This is a genomic window from Actinomadura kijaniata, assembly GCF_014138665.1.
In the GTDB taxonomy this organism is placed as follows: Bacteria; Actinomycetota; Actinomycetes; order Streptosporangiales; family Streptosporangiaceae; genus Spirillospora; species Spirillospora kijaniata.
Window position 1 is genome coordinate 103,236 of record NZ_JACJIA010000018.1, and the last position, 14,426, is coordinate 117,661.

Annotated in this window: 13 protein-coding genes; 10 read left to right on the plus strand and 3 right to left on the minus strand. The window is 76.4% G+C overall.

What is annotated here, in order from left to right; all coding sequences use genetic code 11:
- Positions 1–14: 14 nt before the first annotated feature.
- Positions 15–1,253 carry a flavin reductase gene (locus HNR61_RS42085; RefSeq protein ID WP_182848737.1) on the minus strand — a complete coding sequence of 413 codons (1,239 nt, stop codon included), beginning with the start codon at positions 1,251–1,253 and terminating at the stop codon, positions 15–17.
- A gap of 170 nt (positions 1,254–1,423) precedes the next feature.
- Here HNR61_RS42085 and HNR61_RS50305 point away from each other — a divergent pair, with 170 nt between their 5' ends.
- The gene (locus HNR61_RS50305) at positions 1,424–2,233 is read left to right on the plus strand and encodes an IclR family transcriptional regulator (RefSeq protein WP_312898356.1); all 810 of its coding nucleotides are present in this window, start codon (positions 1,424–1,426) and stop codon (positions 2,231–2,233) included.
- A 12-nt stretch (positions 2,234–2,245) separates the two neighbouring features.
- On the opposite strand, the gene HNR61_RS42095 is transcribed toward HNR61_RS50305, so the two are convergent.
- Entirely contained in the window at positions 2,246–2,953 is a 708-nt protein-coding gene (locus HNR61_RS42095) for a hypothetical protein (RefSeq protein WP_182848738.1), read from the minus strand.
- A 56-nt stretch (positions 2,954–3,009) separates the two neighbouring features.
- Positions 3,010–3,678: a class E sortase gene (locus tag HNR61_RS42100; protein ID WP_182848739.1), complete on the minus strand. Its 669-nt coding sequence runs from the start codon at positions 3,676–3,678 to the stop codon at positions 3,010–3,012.
- A 236-nt stretch (positions 3,679–3,914) separates the two neighbouring features.
- Here HNR61_RS42100 and HNR61_RS42105 point away from each other — a divergent pair, with 236 nt between their 5' ends.
- The 9 genes from HNR61_RS42105 (at position 3,915) to HNR61_RS42145 (ending at position 14,404) form a co-directional block, all read left to right on the plus strand.
- Positions 3,915–5,261, plus strand: a complete 1,347-nt coding sequence (locus HNR61_RS42105; RefSeq protein WP_182848740.1) for a WxL domain-containing protein — start codon at positions 3,915–3,917, stop codon at positions 5,259–5,261.
- A 91-nt stretch (positions 5,262–5,352) separates the two neighbouring features.
- On the plus strand, positions 5,353–6,396 hold the full coding sequence (locus HNR61_RS42110) for a COG1470 family protein (protein ID WP_182848741.1): 1,044 nt from the start codon (positions 5,353–5,355) through the stop codon (positions 6,394–6,396).
- A complete protein-coding gene (locus tag HNR61_RS42115) occupies positions 6,393–7,403 on the plus strand; it encodes a hypothetical protein (protein WP_182848742.1) in 1,011 nt (336 codons plus the stop codon). Before HNR61_RS42110 ends, HNR61_RS42115 begins: the two co-directional genes overlap by 4 nt.
- A gap of 2 nt (positions 7,404–7,405) precedes the next feature.
- Entirely contained in the window at positions 7,406–9,337 is a 1,932-nt protein-coding gene (locus HNR61_RS42120; RefSeq protein WP_182848743.1) for a P-loop NTPase family protein, read from the plus strand.
- A complete protein-coding gene (locus tag HNR61_RS42125) occupies positions 9,334–9,894 on the plus strand; it encodes a neocarzinostatin apoprotein domain-containing protein (protein WP_182848744.1) in 561 nt (186 codons plus the stop codon). Before HNR61_RS42120 ends, HNR61_RS42125 begins: the two co-directional genes overlap by 4 nt.
- On the plus strand, positions 9,891–10,553 hold the full coding sequence (locus HNR61_RS42130; RefSeq protein ID WP_182848745.1) for a neocarzinostatin apoprotein domain-containing protein: 663 nt from the start codon (positions 9,891–9,893) through the stop codon (positions 10,551–10,553). Before HNR61_RS42125 ends, HNR61_RS42130 begins: the two co-directional genes overlap by 4 nt.
- A complete protein-coding gene (locus tag HNR61_RS42135) occupies positions 10,550–11,470 on the plus strand; it encodes an alpha/beta hydrolase family protein (protein ID WP_182848746.1) in 921 nt (306 codons plus the stop codon). Before HNR61_RS42130 ends, HNR61_RS42135 begins: the two co-directional genes overlap by 4 nt.
- A gap of 176 nt (positions 11,471–11,646) precedes the next feature.
- Positions 11,647–14,262 carry a class III lanthionine synthetase LanKC gene (gene lanKC / locus HNR61_RS42140; protein ID WP_182848747.1) on the plus strand — a complete coding sequence of 872 codons (2,616 nt, stop codon included), beginning with the start codon at positions 11,647–11,649 and terminating at the stop codon, positions 14,260–14,262.
- Positions 14,263–14,272: 10 nt separating this feature from the next.
- On the plus strand, positions 14,273–14,404 hold the full coding sequence (locus HNR61_RS42145) for a SapB/AmfS family lanthipeptide (RefSeq protein ID WP_182848748.1): 132 nt from the start codon (positions 14,273–14,275) through the stop codon (positions 14,402–14,404).
- The last annotated feature ends 22 nt before the right edge of the window (positions 14,405–14,426 follow it).

Here is a 14,426-nt window from a genome sequence, read left to right on the forward strand (position 1 = left end):
CCGCGGGGGCGAGGTCAGGACGCCGTGCGGTAGGTGCGGCCCGGCAGGGGGCCGCCCCACACCGCCTCCAGCGCGGCGGCGGCCGCGACCAGCGCCGACCGGTCGACGGGGGTGCGCACCTCCAGGCGTTCGGCCAGGAACAGCACGTCCTCGGCGCACAGCCCGCCGTCCACGCCGCCCAGCGTCGCGTCGAAGTGCCGGACGCCGCTCTTCATCGCGGTGAGCGCGTTGGCCAGGCCGAGCCCGTACGCCTCGCGCAGCCGCACCCGCAGCGGCACCGGCCGGGTCGCGGCGACCGCGTTCTGGAGCAGCCGCCGCACCCGCAGCGGGGACGCGGCGTCGGGGCCCTCGTCCAGGGCGATCTCGTCGCAGCCGAGCTCCCGCAGCCGTTCGACCGCCGCCAGCGCGGCCGCCTCGCGCGCGGCCGCGAACGCGTCGGCGACCCGCCCGACCGTCCGCAGCCCGCGCCCGGCCGCCGCCGCGACGATCCCGGGCGCGTGGCGGTCGTCGTGGAACTCCACCGCGCCCGCCGCGCCGCGCGGCAGCGACCGCACCTGCGCGGGCCCGGAGACCAGCACCGATCCGCGCGGCCCGGGGTCCGGCGGCGGGTCGGCCGGGTGGACGCGGGTGCGCACGCCCGCCGCGCGCACCGTCTCCAGCAGCCGCGCCGCCTCCGCCGGGGCGATCCGCGCGGGCGCGGTGCCCGACGGCCGGGACCGGCGGTGCAGCGCCGCCGCCAGGCCGGTGTCGGACACCGACACCTCGTCCGGCAGCGGGTCGGCGAGCTGCCCCCAGGCGCGCGAGTGGAACAGCAGGGGGGCGGCCCGCCGGGGCGTCGCCCCGGCCAGCACCTCCCCGACGAAGATGGTGTGGTCGCCGCCGGGGTAGGCGTGCGCCACCCGGCAGTCCAGCCATCCCAGGGCCTTCTCCAGCACCGGTGCGCCGGTCCGCGCCGTGCGCCAGGGGTGGCCGGCGAACCGCTCGCCCGGCTCCAGCCCGGCGAACACCCGGCCGAGGCGCGCGTGGTCGCGGCCCAGCACGCTCACCGCGAACGCGCCGCAGGACTCGACGAGCCGGTGCGTGCGCAGCCGCCGGTCCAGGCAGACCAGCACCAGCGGCGGGTCCAGGCTGACGCTGCTGAACGAGCTGGCCGTCATCCCGTGCCAGGCGCCGTCCGCGACGGTGGTCACCACGCACACGCCGGTGGGCCACTGCCCCAGCACCGCCCGGAAGGTCTCGGCATCGACCGTCACGCCCGGCCCCCAGTCCGTTGTTCCATTAATGGAAACGCTGTATCGCTCAAGGTAACGAGCTGGATGGCGGGGTGTCAATGCGTTCGCCAACCCGCCCCGCGTCGCGTTTCCCCAAGCGAAACGACTTGCCCTAGACTTCGGTCACCAACCGCCGAGGGAAGGGAACCGCCGTGCCGCGCAGGGCCACCGGAACGGCCGTCGCCGAGGAGGCCGAGAGCCAGAGCCGGTCGATCGCGGCCGTGGAGCGCGCCATGGACGTGCTGCTGCTGTTCGGCCGCAGCGGCCGTCCCGACCTGGGCGTCACCGAGATCGCCACCGAGCTGGACCTGACCAAGGCCGCGGTGCACCGCATCCTCACCGCGCTGCGCAGCCGCGACCTGATCACCGTCGACCCGGTCACCCGCCGCTACTCCCTCGGCCACGCCGCCATCGCGCTCGGCCGCGCCTACCTGGCCCGCATGGACCTGCGCGCGATGGCCGCGCCCGAGCTGCGCCGCCTGTCGCAGCTCACCGGCGAGACCGCGACGCTGTCGGTGCGCCGCGGCGACACCCGGATGTACGTGGACCAGGTCGTGCCCGCCCAGGCCCTGCGCATGGAGGTCAGCCTCGGCATCCCCTACCCGCTGCACGCGGGCGCGTCCTCCAAGGCGATCCTGGCGTTCCTCGACGACGCCGAGGTGGACGGCTACCTGCGCCGCCACTCCCTGGACGCCGTCACCAGCCGCACCATCACCGACCCGGACGCGCTGCGCGCCGAGCTGGCGGCGACCCGCGGGCGCGGCCACGCGACCTCGCTGGGGGAGCGGGAGACGGGCGCGGCCTCGATCGCGGCGCCCGTCTTCGACCACGACGGCCACGTCATCGCCGCCCTCAGCCTGTCGGGCCCCGACTCGCGCTTCGAGCCGCGCATGGACGAGCACGTCCCGCTGCTGCTGGAGGCGTCCGCGCGGGTCTCCGCCCAGCTCGGCCACACCGGCTGAACGGCCGGCCGGCTACACGTCGGCGCCCGGCTTGAACACGCCGAGCGCGGCGGCGGCCAGCACCGAGGCCCAGATCCCGAACACGAACGGCAGGCACCCGTCCACCGCGCGCTTCAGCGCGCGCTCCACCTCGGGCGTGGAGCCGCTGGTCATCAGCGTGCCGAACGCGGCCCCGAACGGCCGCAGGGTCAGCCGGATGCCCAGCCCGCAGGCGAGCGCCAGGGTGTAGAGCGCGAGCTTGCCGCCCAGCCAGCGCGGATCGGTCGTCACCCCGAACGGCCGGTCCGCCAGCATCGTGTAGGCGGCCACCCCGGCCAGCGCCACGACCAGCCCGATCCGGATCGCCCGGTCGGCCCGCCGCACCCATCGGAACCTGCCGTGCGCGCGGTGGTCGGTGACGGTCGCCGCCAGCCAGGCCGCCGCCAGCGCCCATACCAGCGCCACCTGCCAGGCGGTGAACGCGGGCGCGCCGAACAGCCGCGCCCCGTGCGGCTCCAGCGCCATCAGCGTCACGCCGCTCGGCAGGAACAGCACCAGGCAGGTCTTCGGGCCGAGGTCCAGCCCGCTCATCACGTTCAGCGCCGTCGCGCGGGCCACGGGGGTCAGGTCCGGCCGCAGCACGTACCGGCTGGCGTAGAACACGCCGAGGTCGCCGCCGAGCCAGAACACGAACAGCACCAGGTGCAGCAGGATCCACCAGCCGTGCGGATGCGCTCCCATGCCACCTCACTCATAAGGAAACATCGTTACCAGGAGCGGAACGTAACACGGATGGGTCAGGCGGCGCCGCGTCCCGCCCGGAATCCGGCGTGCTCGGCGCTGACGACCAGCCGGTACGCGGCGGAGAACTCGGGGTGGCAGGTGGTCAGGGTGAGCAGCCGGCGGCGGGGCGCGCGCCCGGGCCGTCCCGGCACGGGCAGGATCACCTCCATCGCGTCCGGCCGCACCACCCGCCGCCCGGTGACCCGGTACACGTGCGTGCCCGCGGCGGTGCCGACGTGGATCTCGTCGCCGCGCACCAGCTCGTCCACGCGCCGGAACGGCGCGCCGTAGGTGGTGCGGTGCCCGGAGACCACCATGTTGCCGACCTCGCCCGGCCGCGCCGTCCCCGGGTAATGCCCCGGCCCCTTGCGCAGGTCGGCGGGGGAGACGCCCTCGACGACCACGTAGCGGTACCTCGCTCCGAGGCGGGGGATGCGGAGGAGGGTGAAGGCGCCGCCCGGTGCCGGCGGGGCCGTTTCCGTGACGTTCCCGCCCCCGCCCCGCCGTGACGGTGTCGCGGTGAGGTGGCGGGCCTGCCATCGCCGTTCCAGTTCGTCGGCCAGCCCGGCCTGCTGGCGCCGCGTGTGGTCGCCGGTGCCCCACACCAGGTAGGCGACCCCGAGCACGAGCACCAGCCCGGCCGTCGCCGCCAGTTCCCCGAGACCGCGCATGAGCGTCCGCATGGAGCCGCAACCCAACCCGGATCGATGGAAACGGCGATCCCCAGAGTGAAACGAATCTGTTTCGGGTGGGGCTTGACCCTTGACAGCGGGTGGCCGCGCGGAGAACTCTGGGGCAATTGCGAAACCATGTTTCGCACAGAGAAACGAATGGGCGCGTGGTGCGGCGCCCGTCGGCACGGTGTGGACCTGCCCGGCCCCGCGGCCCGGCAGCCGGCAGAAAAGGAGCGGCACCACCCATGGGGACATCCGTCAACGCACGACGCCCGGGACTGGCCGCGGCCACCGCCGCGGCGACCGCCGTCGCCGGGCTCGCGGCCCCGGCCGCGCACGCGGCGGCGACCACGGCGCAGCCGGGCAGGGTCGCCTACGAATGCCAGATCTTCTCCACCAGGTTCGCCTACGACGCCACGGTGACGGTGCGGGCCCCGGCGACCGCGAAGGTCGGCGACAGGGTCACCGTCGAGGCCGACTTCTCCGACCTGCCCGGCGTCGCCCCGCTGCCGATCAACAAGTGGCGCACCGGCGGCGCGCTGACGGTGGCCGGGGCGCAGTCGGGCAGCGTCCCGATCGCCGTCCCCGAACGCCAGGGGCCGATCCCGGCCAGGGTCCCGATCCCCGTCGGCACCGCCACCGGCGAGCTCACCCTCACCAGGGCCGGGGACGTCACGCTCGCCCCCGCCGCCCTGAGGATCGTGGCCGACGCGGGCGCGGAGGCCACCATCGACTGCGCGCCCAAGGGAGACCCCGCCGTGCTCGGCACGGTCAAGGTGACCGACGGCGGAGGCGGCGAACCGCCCGGCCCCGACGTCACCGTCACCCCCGCCACCGTCAAGCGGGGCGCGGGCCTCACCGTCGGCGGCACCGGCTGGAAACCCGGCGCCGCGGCCCTCGCCCTGTGCGACGCCAACGGCGCCGACTGCAAACCCGGCGACCTCACCGACGCCACCGCCAGCGCCGACGCCGGCGGCAGGCTGGCCGGATCGGCCAAGGTCGCCGGGGAGGCCGCGCCCGGCGCCCGCACCCTCGCGGTCACCCAGGGAACGGTCACCCGGCGCACCGCCGTCACCGTCACCGCCGACACCCCGCCGCCCACCGGCGGCTGCGCGGGCAAGCCCGGTGACCGGTGCGGCGAGCAGACCCTCAAGGTCACCGTCAACGGCGGCCCGCTCACCATGTCCCAGAAGCCCGGCGAGGTCGCGCTGACCCCCGTCACCCTCGACGGGACCGAGCGTTCCGCCACCGGCGAGCTGCGCGAGGTCGAGGTCGTCGACGCGCGCGGCGGCACCGCCGGATGGTCGCTGACCGGCGTGCTCACCGACTTCACCAGCCCGAACGGAACGAGGATCCCGGCGGGCCGCCTCACCTGGAAACCGTCCTGCGCGGCCCGGGACGGCGCGACCCCGGTCACCCCCGGCAGCGCGGGCCCGCTCGACACCGCCACCGCCGCCACGCTGTGCGGCGGACCGGGCGGCTCCACCGTCGTCGGCGGCACCCACACCGCCGGAGCCGGACTCGACCTGAAGGTCCCGCCCGCCACGGGCGCGGGCCGCTACACCGCCGTCCTCACCCTCACCCTGTCCTGATCCCGGACGCCCCGGCCCCGGCCGGGCGGTGGTCAGCACCTCCCCGTCCGGCCGGCCCCTACCCCGACAGCAGGTCTGCGAGGTGGCCCCTGTGAGCTTCCCGGTCCGCGCCGCCGTCGTCGCGGCGGCCTGCGCCCTGCCGCCCGTCCCCGCGCACGCGGCCCCCGGCCCGCCGCCCGCCACCGGCAACGGGGCGTGGTCGGTCGGACCGGCCAACCGCAGCGGCGCGCCCGCCGCCCGCCCCCACTTCGCGTTCCAGGCGCCGCCCGGCGCGACGGTCCGCGACTCGGTCCGCGTCGCCAATCTCACCGACCGCCCCCTGACGTTCCGGCTGTACGGCGCCGACGCCTACAACACCCCGCGCGACGCCGGGTTCGCGCTGCGCGCCGAGAACGAACCGCGCCGCGGCGTCGGCGCGTGGACCAGGCTGGACGCCGCCGCACTGGTCCTGCCGCCGCGCACCGCCAGGGAGATCCCGTTCCGGATCTCCGTCCCGGGCAACGCCACGCCCGGCGAGCACATCGGCGGGATCGTCGCGCTCCACACCGCCGTCGAGGCCGTCCAGCGCACCGGCGGCGCCCGCATCGGGCTGCGCCGCGCCGTCGCCGCCCGCGTCTACCTGCGCGTCCCGGGCCCGGCCGCGCCCGGCGTCCGCGCCGACGCCCTCACCGTCACCCGCCGCGAACCCCTCGTCCCGGTCCTGAACGAGTCCCGCGGCGCGCTGCGCTACACCGTCGTCAACACCGGCAACCTGCGGATCACCCCGACCGCGCGGGTCCGGGCCACCGGCCTGTTCGGCCGCACCGTCGCCGAATGGTCGGCCCGGCGGCTCCCGGAGATCCTGCCCGGCCAGTCCACGGTCGTCGACCTGCCCTGGAACGGCCCGCCGCCGCTGGACGCGGTCACCGTCCGCGTCGAGCTGACCGCCGCCGACGGCGTGACGGCGCACGCCCGGACCGGGTTCGTCGCGGTGCCGTGGGCGGCGCTGCTCGTGCTGGCCGCGACGGTGCTGCTGACCTGGTCGGCGCTGCCCCGCGCGATCCGCCGCTGGCGGCGGCGCGCGGGCCTGCTCCCGGAGACGCCCCCGGCCGCCCCCGACCGGTACACCGACCCGTCCTACGAGGGGCGCGGATGAGACCGCGCGCCACGGCGGCGGCGCTGCTGCTGATCCTCACGCCCGTGCCCGCGCACGCCGCCGCGCCCGGACCGGGGGTGAGCGCCGAACCGGGCCGCGCGCCGGCCGGCACGTCGCTGCGCGTCCGGGGCAGCGCGTGGACGCCCGGCTCGACCGTGCAGGCCGAGGTGTGCGGCGCGAACGCCGTCCACGGCTCCGCCGACTGCGACACCCCGCGCGCGGTCACCGCCATGGTCGCGCCCGCCGGGACGTTCGAGGCCGGGCTGACCGTCGGCGCGCCGCCCGCCTCCTGCCCCTGCGTCGTCCGCGTGACCACGTTCCCCGGAACGGCCGGACCCCCGGCGACCGCCACCGCGCCGCTGACGCTGCCCGGCCACCCGACCGGACCCGTGCGAAAGGACGTCGCCCCGGTCCGCGTCGACATCGTCAGCGCCGAGCTGACCGGCGGCGGACGCGGCGAGATGTTCGGCGGCCGACCCCGCCGCACCCTGGTGCTGCGCGTCCGCAACGCGGGCACCCAACCGATCACCGACGCGCCCCTGGTCGTCGGCTGGGGCGCCGGCACGACCCCCGACTCGCCCCTGGCCGCGCCCGGGACCGGCACGATCCAGCCGGGGCGCACCGCCACCTACCGGATCCCGGTGGAGCTGCCGCGCGCCGCGTCCGGCCGGTTCGTCGTGGGCGGGCGGTTCGCCGGGACGGTGCCGTTCACGACCTCCTTCAGCACCTACCCCTGGGGCCTGCTCGGCGCGAACGCCCTCGCGGCGCTGCTGCTGCTCCTCGGCGTCCGGCTGTCCCTGGGCCGCCGGGCGGCACGCCGCCGCCGGCCGGCCCCCGCCCCCGCGCCGGGACTGGACGAACTCCTCGAACACCTCGGCCGCGCGGGCTACGACCGCGACGAACTGCGGGCGTTCCTGGAAAGCCGCCGGTCGGGGCCGGTGGACCTGGCGGCACTGGACCGCTACCTGAAGCCCGGCGAGCCGACCGTCCCCGAACGGAAGGGCTGAGCATGGGCCCACCCACCCACCCCCGCCGCCCGGCGACACCCCACGCCGCGCTCCTGGCCTGTGCCGCCGGGCCTCTGCTCGCCGGAACGGTGTTGCTGCTGACCGACGCGCTCGGCGGCGTCGTCGGGATGCCGGGGGAGGCGGTCTCCTACACGGCCTTCACCGGTCTGCTGCTCGCCTGCCTGGGGGTCCCCCTGGTCCTGAGGCTGGCGCGCCGTGTGCCCGCGCCGGGGATGACGGCCGTGGCGGGCGGTCTCGCCGCTCTGCTGGTCGCCGCCGCCGGGCTGGTCCCGGGCGTTGCGGTGTTCGCGTCGGCGATGGTGCTGGCGGGTGTCCTCGGCGGCCCGCTCCTCGTCCTGCCCCGGTCCGCGGCCGGACCGCGCGCGTACGTCTGGCCGCACGTGGCGGCGCTGGCCGGGCTGGCCGCCGCCGCCCAGGTGGCGGCGGCGTTCACGGACACACCGGACGGCGCGCTGGTGGTCGCGGGCGTTGCGGCCGCCGTACTCGCGGTCGTCGCCGTCCGCGTCCCCCGAACAACTCCCGGCCCGGGAGGATCCGCGCCGGGGCGTCGCAGCCCCGAAGAGAACGACCCGGCGCGCTCCGACCGGGGACGCGCCGATCTGAACGGCCGCGTTCGCGTCGGCGGGTCGTCCTCGCCGTCCGGGTGGCGTGATGCGTTCGCGGCGGCGCGGCCCGCGTTGCCCGCTTACGCGGCGAGCGGCGCGGCGGTCGCCGTCACCGTGCAGGGCGGGCTCCACCTGCTGCTGTTCCGCTGGAACATGGTCGGCTCCGACCCGATCGCCCTGCTGGCGTGGGCGGCCGTCCCGGCCGTCGTGATCGCCGCCGTGGCCGGGCCCCTGGCCCGGTCGGCGCGGCCGGTGCCGTGGCTGCTCCTGGCGGCGGCGACGGCGCCCGCGCTCGCCGCGACCGCGCCCGCCCCGTGGGCGCTGCCCGCCGCGTTCACCGTCGCGCTGGCGGCGGCGACGGTGACGGCCGCGGGCCTGGACACCGCGATCCTCGGACCGGCCCCCGCCGCGCTGCGCCCCGCGCTCGCGGGCCTGACCGCCGGTGCCGCGGTCCTGGCCGGGTCGGCGGCGACGGGCGTCCTGGCGCTGCTGGGCCGGGTGGCGGACGACGCGTCCGCGCTGACGCTGACGGCCGTCCCGATCGCCGCCGCCGCGCTGACCGCGCTGCGCCTGCCCGAGCCCGGACCGACCGCCGAACCGGCCCCCGCGTCCCCGCCTCTGCTGGAGGTCAGCGGCCTGTCGGCGGGCGGCGGACCGGCGGCCGTCCGGGACGTCTCCCTCCAGGTCCGCGCGGGGGAGGCGGTCGCGGTGTTCGGCCCCGGGGCCCGCACCCTGCTGTCGGCCGTCGCGGGGCACCTGCCCCCCGACCGGGGAGCGGTCGTGGTGGGCGGGACCGACGTCACCGCCGTCCCGCCCGGACTCCGCGCCGACCTCGGCCTGTCCCACCTGGTCGGCGCCGGGACCCGCGACGGCCGCAGCGTCACCGAGCTGCTGCGCGACCGCGCCGCCGCCCGCGGCCGCGCCGACCCCGGCACGGCCGCGGCGGCCGTCCTGGAGGTGTTCCCGTCGCTGCGCGACCGCGCCCACGAGCCCGCCGCCGACCTCGACGAGCCGAGGGCGCGGCTGCTGGGCCTGGCCGAGGCGCTCATCACCGGGCCCCGGCTGCTGCTCGTCGACGGCCTGTCGCCGGGACTGGACCGCGTGTCCGCCGACGTGCTGGCCGCGACGGTCCGGCGGCTGCTGGCCGAGGGCACCGCCCTGCTGCTGGCCGAGCCGGTGATCCCCGTCGCGCTGTCGGTGTGCGACCGCGTCCACGTGCTCCGGCGCGGCCGCACCGCCGCCGAGCTCACCGCGCCGACCCCCGAACAGGTCCACCACCTGCTCCACCGAGGAGGCCGACCGGCATGACCGCGTCCCTGACCGCCGCCCTGGCGCTCGCGGCGGCCCTCGCCCCCGGCCCCACCCTGAACGCGTCCCCCGTCACCGACCTCACCGAGGGGCAGAAGATCACCGTCACGGGCGCCGGGTTCCGGCCCGGCCTCCAGTCGGTCGCGGTCGGCCTGTGCCGGGAGGGCTACACCGGCCCCGGCGACTGCGACCTCGGTGGCGGCGCGACGTTCGTGAACGTCGACGCCGGGGGCGCCCTGCCCACCGTCACCCTCACCGCCCGCGCGAGGTTCGGCGGGACCGACTGCACCAGGCGGCGGTGCGTCATCGGCGCGGCCCCGCTGCCGGGCAAGGCGCCGCCCGCGATCGTCAGGGCCAACACCGCGGCCGTCGCCGTCGGCTTCCGCGGCTCCCCGTTCCAGGGCGGGACGGCGGCCCCCGCCGCCCCGGCCGCACCGCCCGCCGCCGAGAGCGGGCCGTCCACCGCACTGTGGGGCGCCACCGTCGCCGTCCTCGTGCTCACCGGCGCGGGCATCGCGTTCGCCCAGCGCCGCACCTCCCGAAGGAGAACGCCATGAAACGCCTGTCCGCCCTCCCCGCGCTCGCCGCCCTGGCGGTGGCGCCCGCGACCCTGGCGGCGGTGTCGGCCGACGCCGCGGCCAAGCCACGGCTCCAGGTCGGCAAGACCACCGGCCTCAAGGAAGGTGACCAGATCACCGTGTCGGCGTCCGGGTTCACCAAGACCGGCCAGTCCCCGCTCGGCCTGTGCAAGCCGCCCGCCGCCGGTCTGGACGACTGTGAACTGGCCGCGCCCCACGCCTACATGGGCCAGGTCGCCGGCGGCCGGTGGACCTCGTCCGACGGGAAGACCTCGGTGCGGATCACCATCAAGAAGAACGTCAAGGGCACCGACTGCACCGCCCGGCCCGGCGCGTGCGTCGTGGGCGTCACCCTGATCGGCGTCTCGGGCGCCGACCGGACCGCCAACACCGCCATGGTCCCCCTGACCATCGGCCAGGGAAGCGGCGGCGGAGGAGACGACGGCGGGGGAGGTGACGGCAACGGCAACGGAAATGGCAACGGAAATGGCAACGGCAACGGCGACGACGGCGGGAAGCTGCCCCACACCGGCAGCCCCGACGGCGTCCCCACCTACGCGCTCGTCGCGTCCGCCCTCGTCATGGGCGGCTCCGCCGCGTTGCTGATCATTCCGCGCCGACGTCGCCGCGCCTCGTGAACGCCCTGCTGAGGCTCGCCGCGTCGGCGTCGGCCGCCCTGGCCCTGGCCGCCTCGCCCCTGGCGGCGGCGACCGCGTCCCCCGCCCGCGCGTCCGCCGACCCGATCGAGTACCCCACGACCGTGCACGGCGACGCCGCCGACGTGTACGCCCCCGGCGACCGCGCGAACCTGCCCGTCGCGCTGCTGCTCCAGGGGGCCAACGTCGACAAGTCCCACTACTCCGCGTTCGCCCGCGCCGTCGCGCGGCTGGGCTTCGCGGTCGTCGTCCCCAACCACCGCCGCGCGGTGTTCGGGCAGACGGGCCTGTACGCCGAGACGGCCCAGGCCGCCTGGACGGTGGAGTGGATGCGCGCCGAGGACGCCCGCGCCGGGTCCCCGCTGCGGGGCCGCATCGACGAACGCTCCCTCGTCCTGCTCGGCCACTCCTTCGGCGGCGCGACCGGGCTGGCGCTCACCACGGGCGCGTGCGCCCCGCCGTTCTGCGCCGACCCCGCCGCCCGGCCCGCAGAGCTGAAGGGCGCCGCGCTCCACGGCACCAACAACACCCCGCGCGGCGGCGGGGCGAACCCGCCCGTCCCCAACAGCGTCCCCGTCGCGCTCGTCCAGGGCACCGCCGACGGCGTGGCCGCCCCCGCCGCGGCGGCGGGCACCTACGACGCGATCCAGCGGCCGCCCAAGATGCTGGTGTCGGTGACGGGCGCGAACCACTACGGCCTCACCGACGGCCAGAACCCGGCGGGCGCCCTGCCCGACCCGTCCCCCCAGACGCTCGGGCAGGACGCCTCGATCCGGGCCTCGGCCAGGTGGAGCGGCATGTTCCTGCGCACCGCCCTCGGGGACCGCTGGGCCGCCGCCTGGCTCTACGGCGTCGGCGACGGCGTCGACGAGGACGTCACGGTCACCTACGTCCGCTGAGCCCGCCACCGCCGTCGCCACCGGTACCGCCGCCGTCCGGGGCGGACCGCACGGCGGCGGCGGTGGCGGCCGCACACCGCGGCCGTGCGATACGCACATCGCAATGCTGTGTTACCGACTATCCCTTTCCCGAACGATCGGCAATGCTTTCACCGGTGGCCGACGAAAGGAGCGGGATGGACCGGTACGAGCCCTACTGTCTCGCCGATCGACTTTTCTACGACGTGCTCGGCCGGCAGCAGAACGAGGCCTCGGACTTCTCGCTCGTCTCCCGCCCCCTCCCGGACGGCTGGGAAAGGCACGAATCCGATGTGTGGATGTACTACGGGCCCGTCGGGGAAACGCCCCTCCCCGCCCAGGGCTGGAAGATCCACATCTCGGCGCGGCTGGAGGACGCCGAGCGCGCCCTGGGCGTGATGTGGGACTACTGCGTCGAACGCGGCATCGCCTTCAAGTACCTGCGCGGCCAGGCGACCCTTCTGATGCGCAACGCCAAGACCGCCTCACGCGGCGCCAGCGGGAAACTCGCCACCCTCTACCCGCGCGACGAGAAAGAACTCGAAACGACCCTGACGGAACTCGACGAACTTCTCGACGGAGTCCAGGGACCGTACATTCTGAGCGATCTCAGATACGACGACGGACCGCTTTTCGTCAGATACGGGGGATTCGCCGAACGCAAATGCGTCGGAAAGGACGGCGAGCTCGTCCTGGCCATCGAGAACGCCGACGGCGAGCTGGTCCCCGACGTGCGCGGGGCCACCTTCGCCACCCCCGAGTGGGTGCCGCTGCCCGCCTTCCTCGAACCGCACCTGGCGGCCCGCAACGCCGTCACCGTCGAGGGCCTGCCCTACGAGATCGAGAGCGTCCTGCACTTCTCCAACGGCGGCGGCGTCTACCTGGGCCGCCACAGCAGGAGCGGCTCCCGGGTGGTGCTCAAGGAGGCCCGGCCGCACGCGGGACTGGACGCGGCGGGACGCGACGCCGTCACCCGGCTGCGGCACGAACGCGACATCCTGCGGCGGCTCGCCGGGCTGGACGCGGTGCCCGCCCTGCTCGACCACTTCACCCTGGGCGAGCACGAGTTCCTCGTCGAGGAGTTCGTCGACGGCGTCCCGTTGCAGAACCGGCTGGTCAGCCGCTACCCGCTGACCAGCGCCACCTGCGACGAGACGACCATCGCCGAGTACACCGACTGGGCGCTGGAGACGGTCGCCGCCGTCGAGGACGCGGTGCGCACGCTGCACGGACGCGGCGTCGTCTTCGGCGACCTGCATCCCAACAACATCCTGCTCACCCCGTCGGGCCGGATCTGCCTCATCGACTTCGAGGTGGCCATGCTCGCCGCCGACGGGGGCCGCGCCACCCTCGCCAACCCCGCCTTCTTCGCCCCGGCCGACCGCACCGGCACCGCCGTGGACGAGTACGCGCTGGCCTGCCTGCGGCTCGGCCTGTTCGCCCCCATGACCACCGTCACCCTGCTGCTGCACCGCCCCCGCGTCCGGCAGATCGCCGACCTGGTCGCCGAGACGTTCCCGGTGCCGCGCGCGTTCCTCGACGAGGCGTGCGCCACCATCCTCGGCCCCGACCCCGAACCCGACCCGGCGCCGGTCACCGCCCCGCCGCTCCCCGGCGAGGCCCCCTGGCCGGAGGTCCGCGACGCCCTGCACCGCGCGATCCTGGCCGCCGCCACCCCCGAACGCGACGACCGCCTGTTCCCCGGCGACGTCGCCCAGTTCGACGACGGCGGCGGGATCAACATGGCCACCGGCGCGGCCGGGGTCCTGTACGCGCTGGCCGAGACCGGCGCCGACCCCCGCCCCGACCATGAGGAATGGCTCGCCAAACGCGCCCTGCAACCCGCGCCGGGCACGCCCCTCGGCTTCTACGACGGCCTGCACGGCACCGCCTACGCGCTGGAACGCCTGGGCCGCCGCCAGGACGCGCTCGACGTCGCCGACATCTGCCTGCGCGAGGACTGGGAACGGCTCGGCACGAACCTGTTCTCCGGCCTGGCGGGCGTCGGCCTGAACCTGGCGCACCTGCACCGCGCCACCGGCGAGACCGCGCTCGCCGAGGCCGCCGACCGCGCCGTGGAACTGTGCGCCGAACGGCTCGGCGGACCCGACGACGTCCCCGACATCAGCGGCGGCGACCACCCGCGCGCCGGGCTCATGCACGGCTCCAGCGGCACGGCGCTGCTGTTCCTGCACGCCTACGAACGCACCGGCGACACCGCCCTGCTGGACCGCGCCGCCGACGCCCTCCGCCAGGACCTGCGCCGCTGCAAGCACGCCGACGACGGTTCGCTCCAGGTCAACCAGGACTGGCGGCTGCTGCCCTACCTCGACGAGGGATCGGTCGGCATCTCCCTCGTCCTCGACCGCTACCTGGACCACCGCCCCGACCCCGAGCTCGAGAAGGCCCGCCACGACCTGGACCTGGTCACCCGGTCCCGGTACTTCGTGCAGTCGGGCCTGTTCACCGGCCGCGCCGGCATCATCGCCGCGCTGGCCCACCACGGGCGGACCGGCCCGGAGGGACCCGGTCCGCTGCTCGCCGCGCACGTACGCGGCCTGCGCTGGCACGCGCTGCCCTACGGCGGCGGCCTGGCGTTCACCGGCGACCAGCTGCTGCGGCTGTCGATGGACCTGGCCACCGGGACCGCCGGGGTGCTGCTGGCGCTCGGGGCGGCGCTCGACGAGCGCCGCCCCTCCCTCCCCCTCATCGGGCCGCCCGGCGACACGCCGGACGGTTCCGCCCAGCCCAGGACCGACAGAGGGAGGAGGTGAACCCCCCACCATGGCGCTTCTCGACCTGCAGGGCCTCAAGGCCCCCGCCGCCTCCGGCGGCGCCAGCGGCGGCTCCAGCCTGACCGCGGCCACGTGCGGCTCCACCAAGCCGAGCAACCTGAGCGTCGCGCTCTGCCACTGAGCCGACCCCGACGGCGGTCTGA

Coding starts and splice junctions, on each gene's coding strand:
- HNR61_RS42095 (WP_182848738.1), bottom strand. CDS start 2,953: ATGGGAGCGCATCCGCACGGCTGGTGGATCCTGCTGCACCTGGTGCTG.
- HNR61_RS42100 (WP_182848739.1), bottom strand. CDS start 3,678: ATGCGGACGCTCATGCGCGGTCTCGGGGAACTGGCGGCGACGGCCGGG.
- HNR61_RS42105 (WP_182848740.1), top strand. CDS start 3,915: ATGGGGACATCCGTCAACGCACGACGCCCGGGACTGGCCGCGGCCACC.
- HNR61_RS42115 (WP_182848742.1), top strand. CDS start 6,393: ATGAGACCGCGCGCCACGGCGGCGGCGCTGCTGCTGATCCTCACGCCC.
- HNR61_RS42120 (WP_182848743.1), top strand. CDS start 7,406: ATGGGCCCACCCACCCACCCCCGCCGCCCGGCGACACCCCACGCCGCG.
- HNR61_RS42125 (WP_182848744.1), top strand. CDS start 9,334: ATGACCGCGTCCCTGACCGCCGCCCTGGCGCTCGCGGCGGCCCTCGCC.
- HNR61_RS42130 (WP_182848745.1), top strand. CDS start 9,891: ATGAAACGCCTGTCCGCCCTCCCCGCGCTCGCCGCCCTGGCGGTGGCG.
- lanKC (WP_182848747.1), top strand. CDS start 11,647: ATGGACCGGTACGAGCCCTACTGTCTCGCCGATCGACTTTTCTACGAC.
- HNR61_RS42145 (WP_182848748.1), top strand. CDS start 14,273: ATGGCGCTTCTCGACCTGCAGGGCCTCAAGGCCCCCGCCGCCTCCGGC.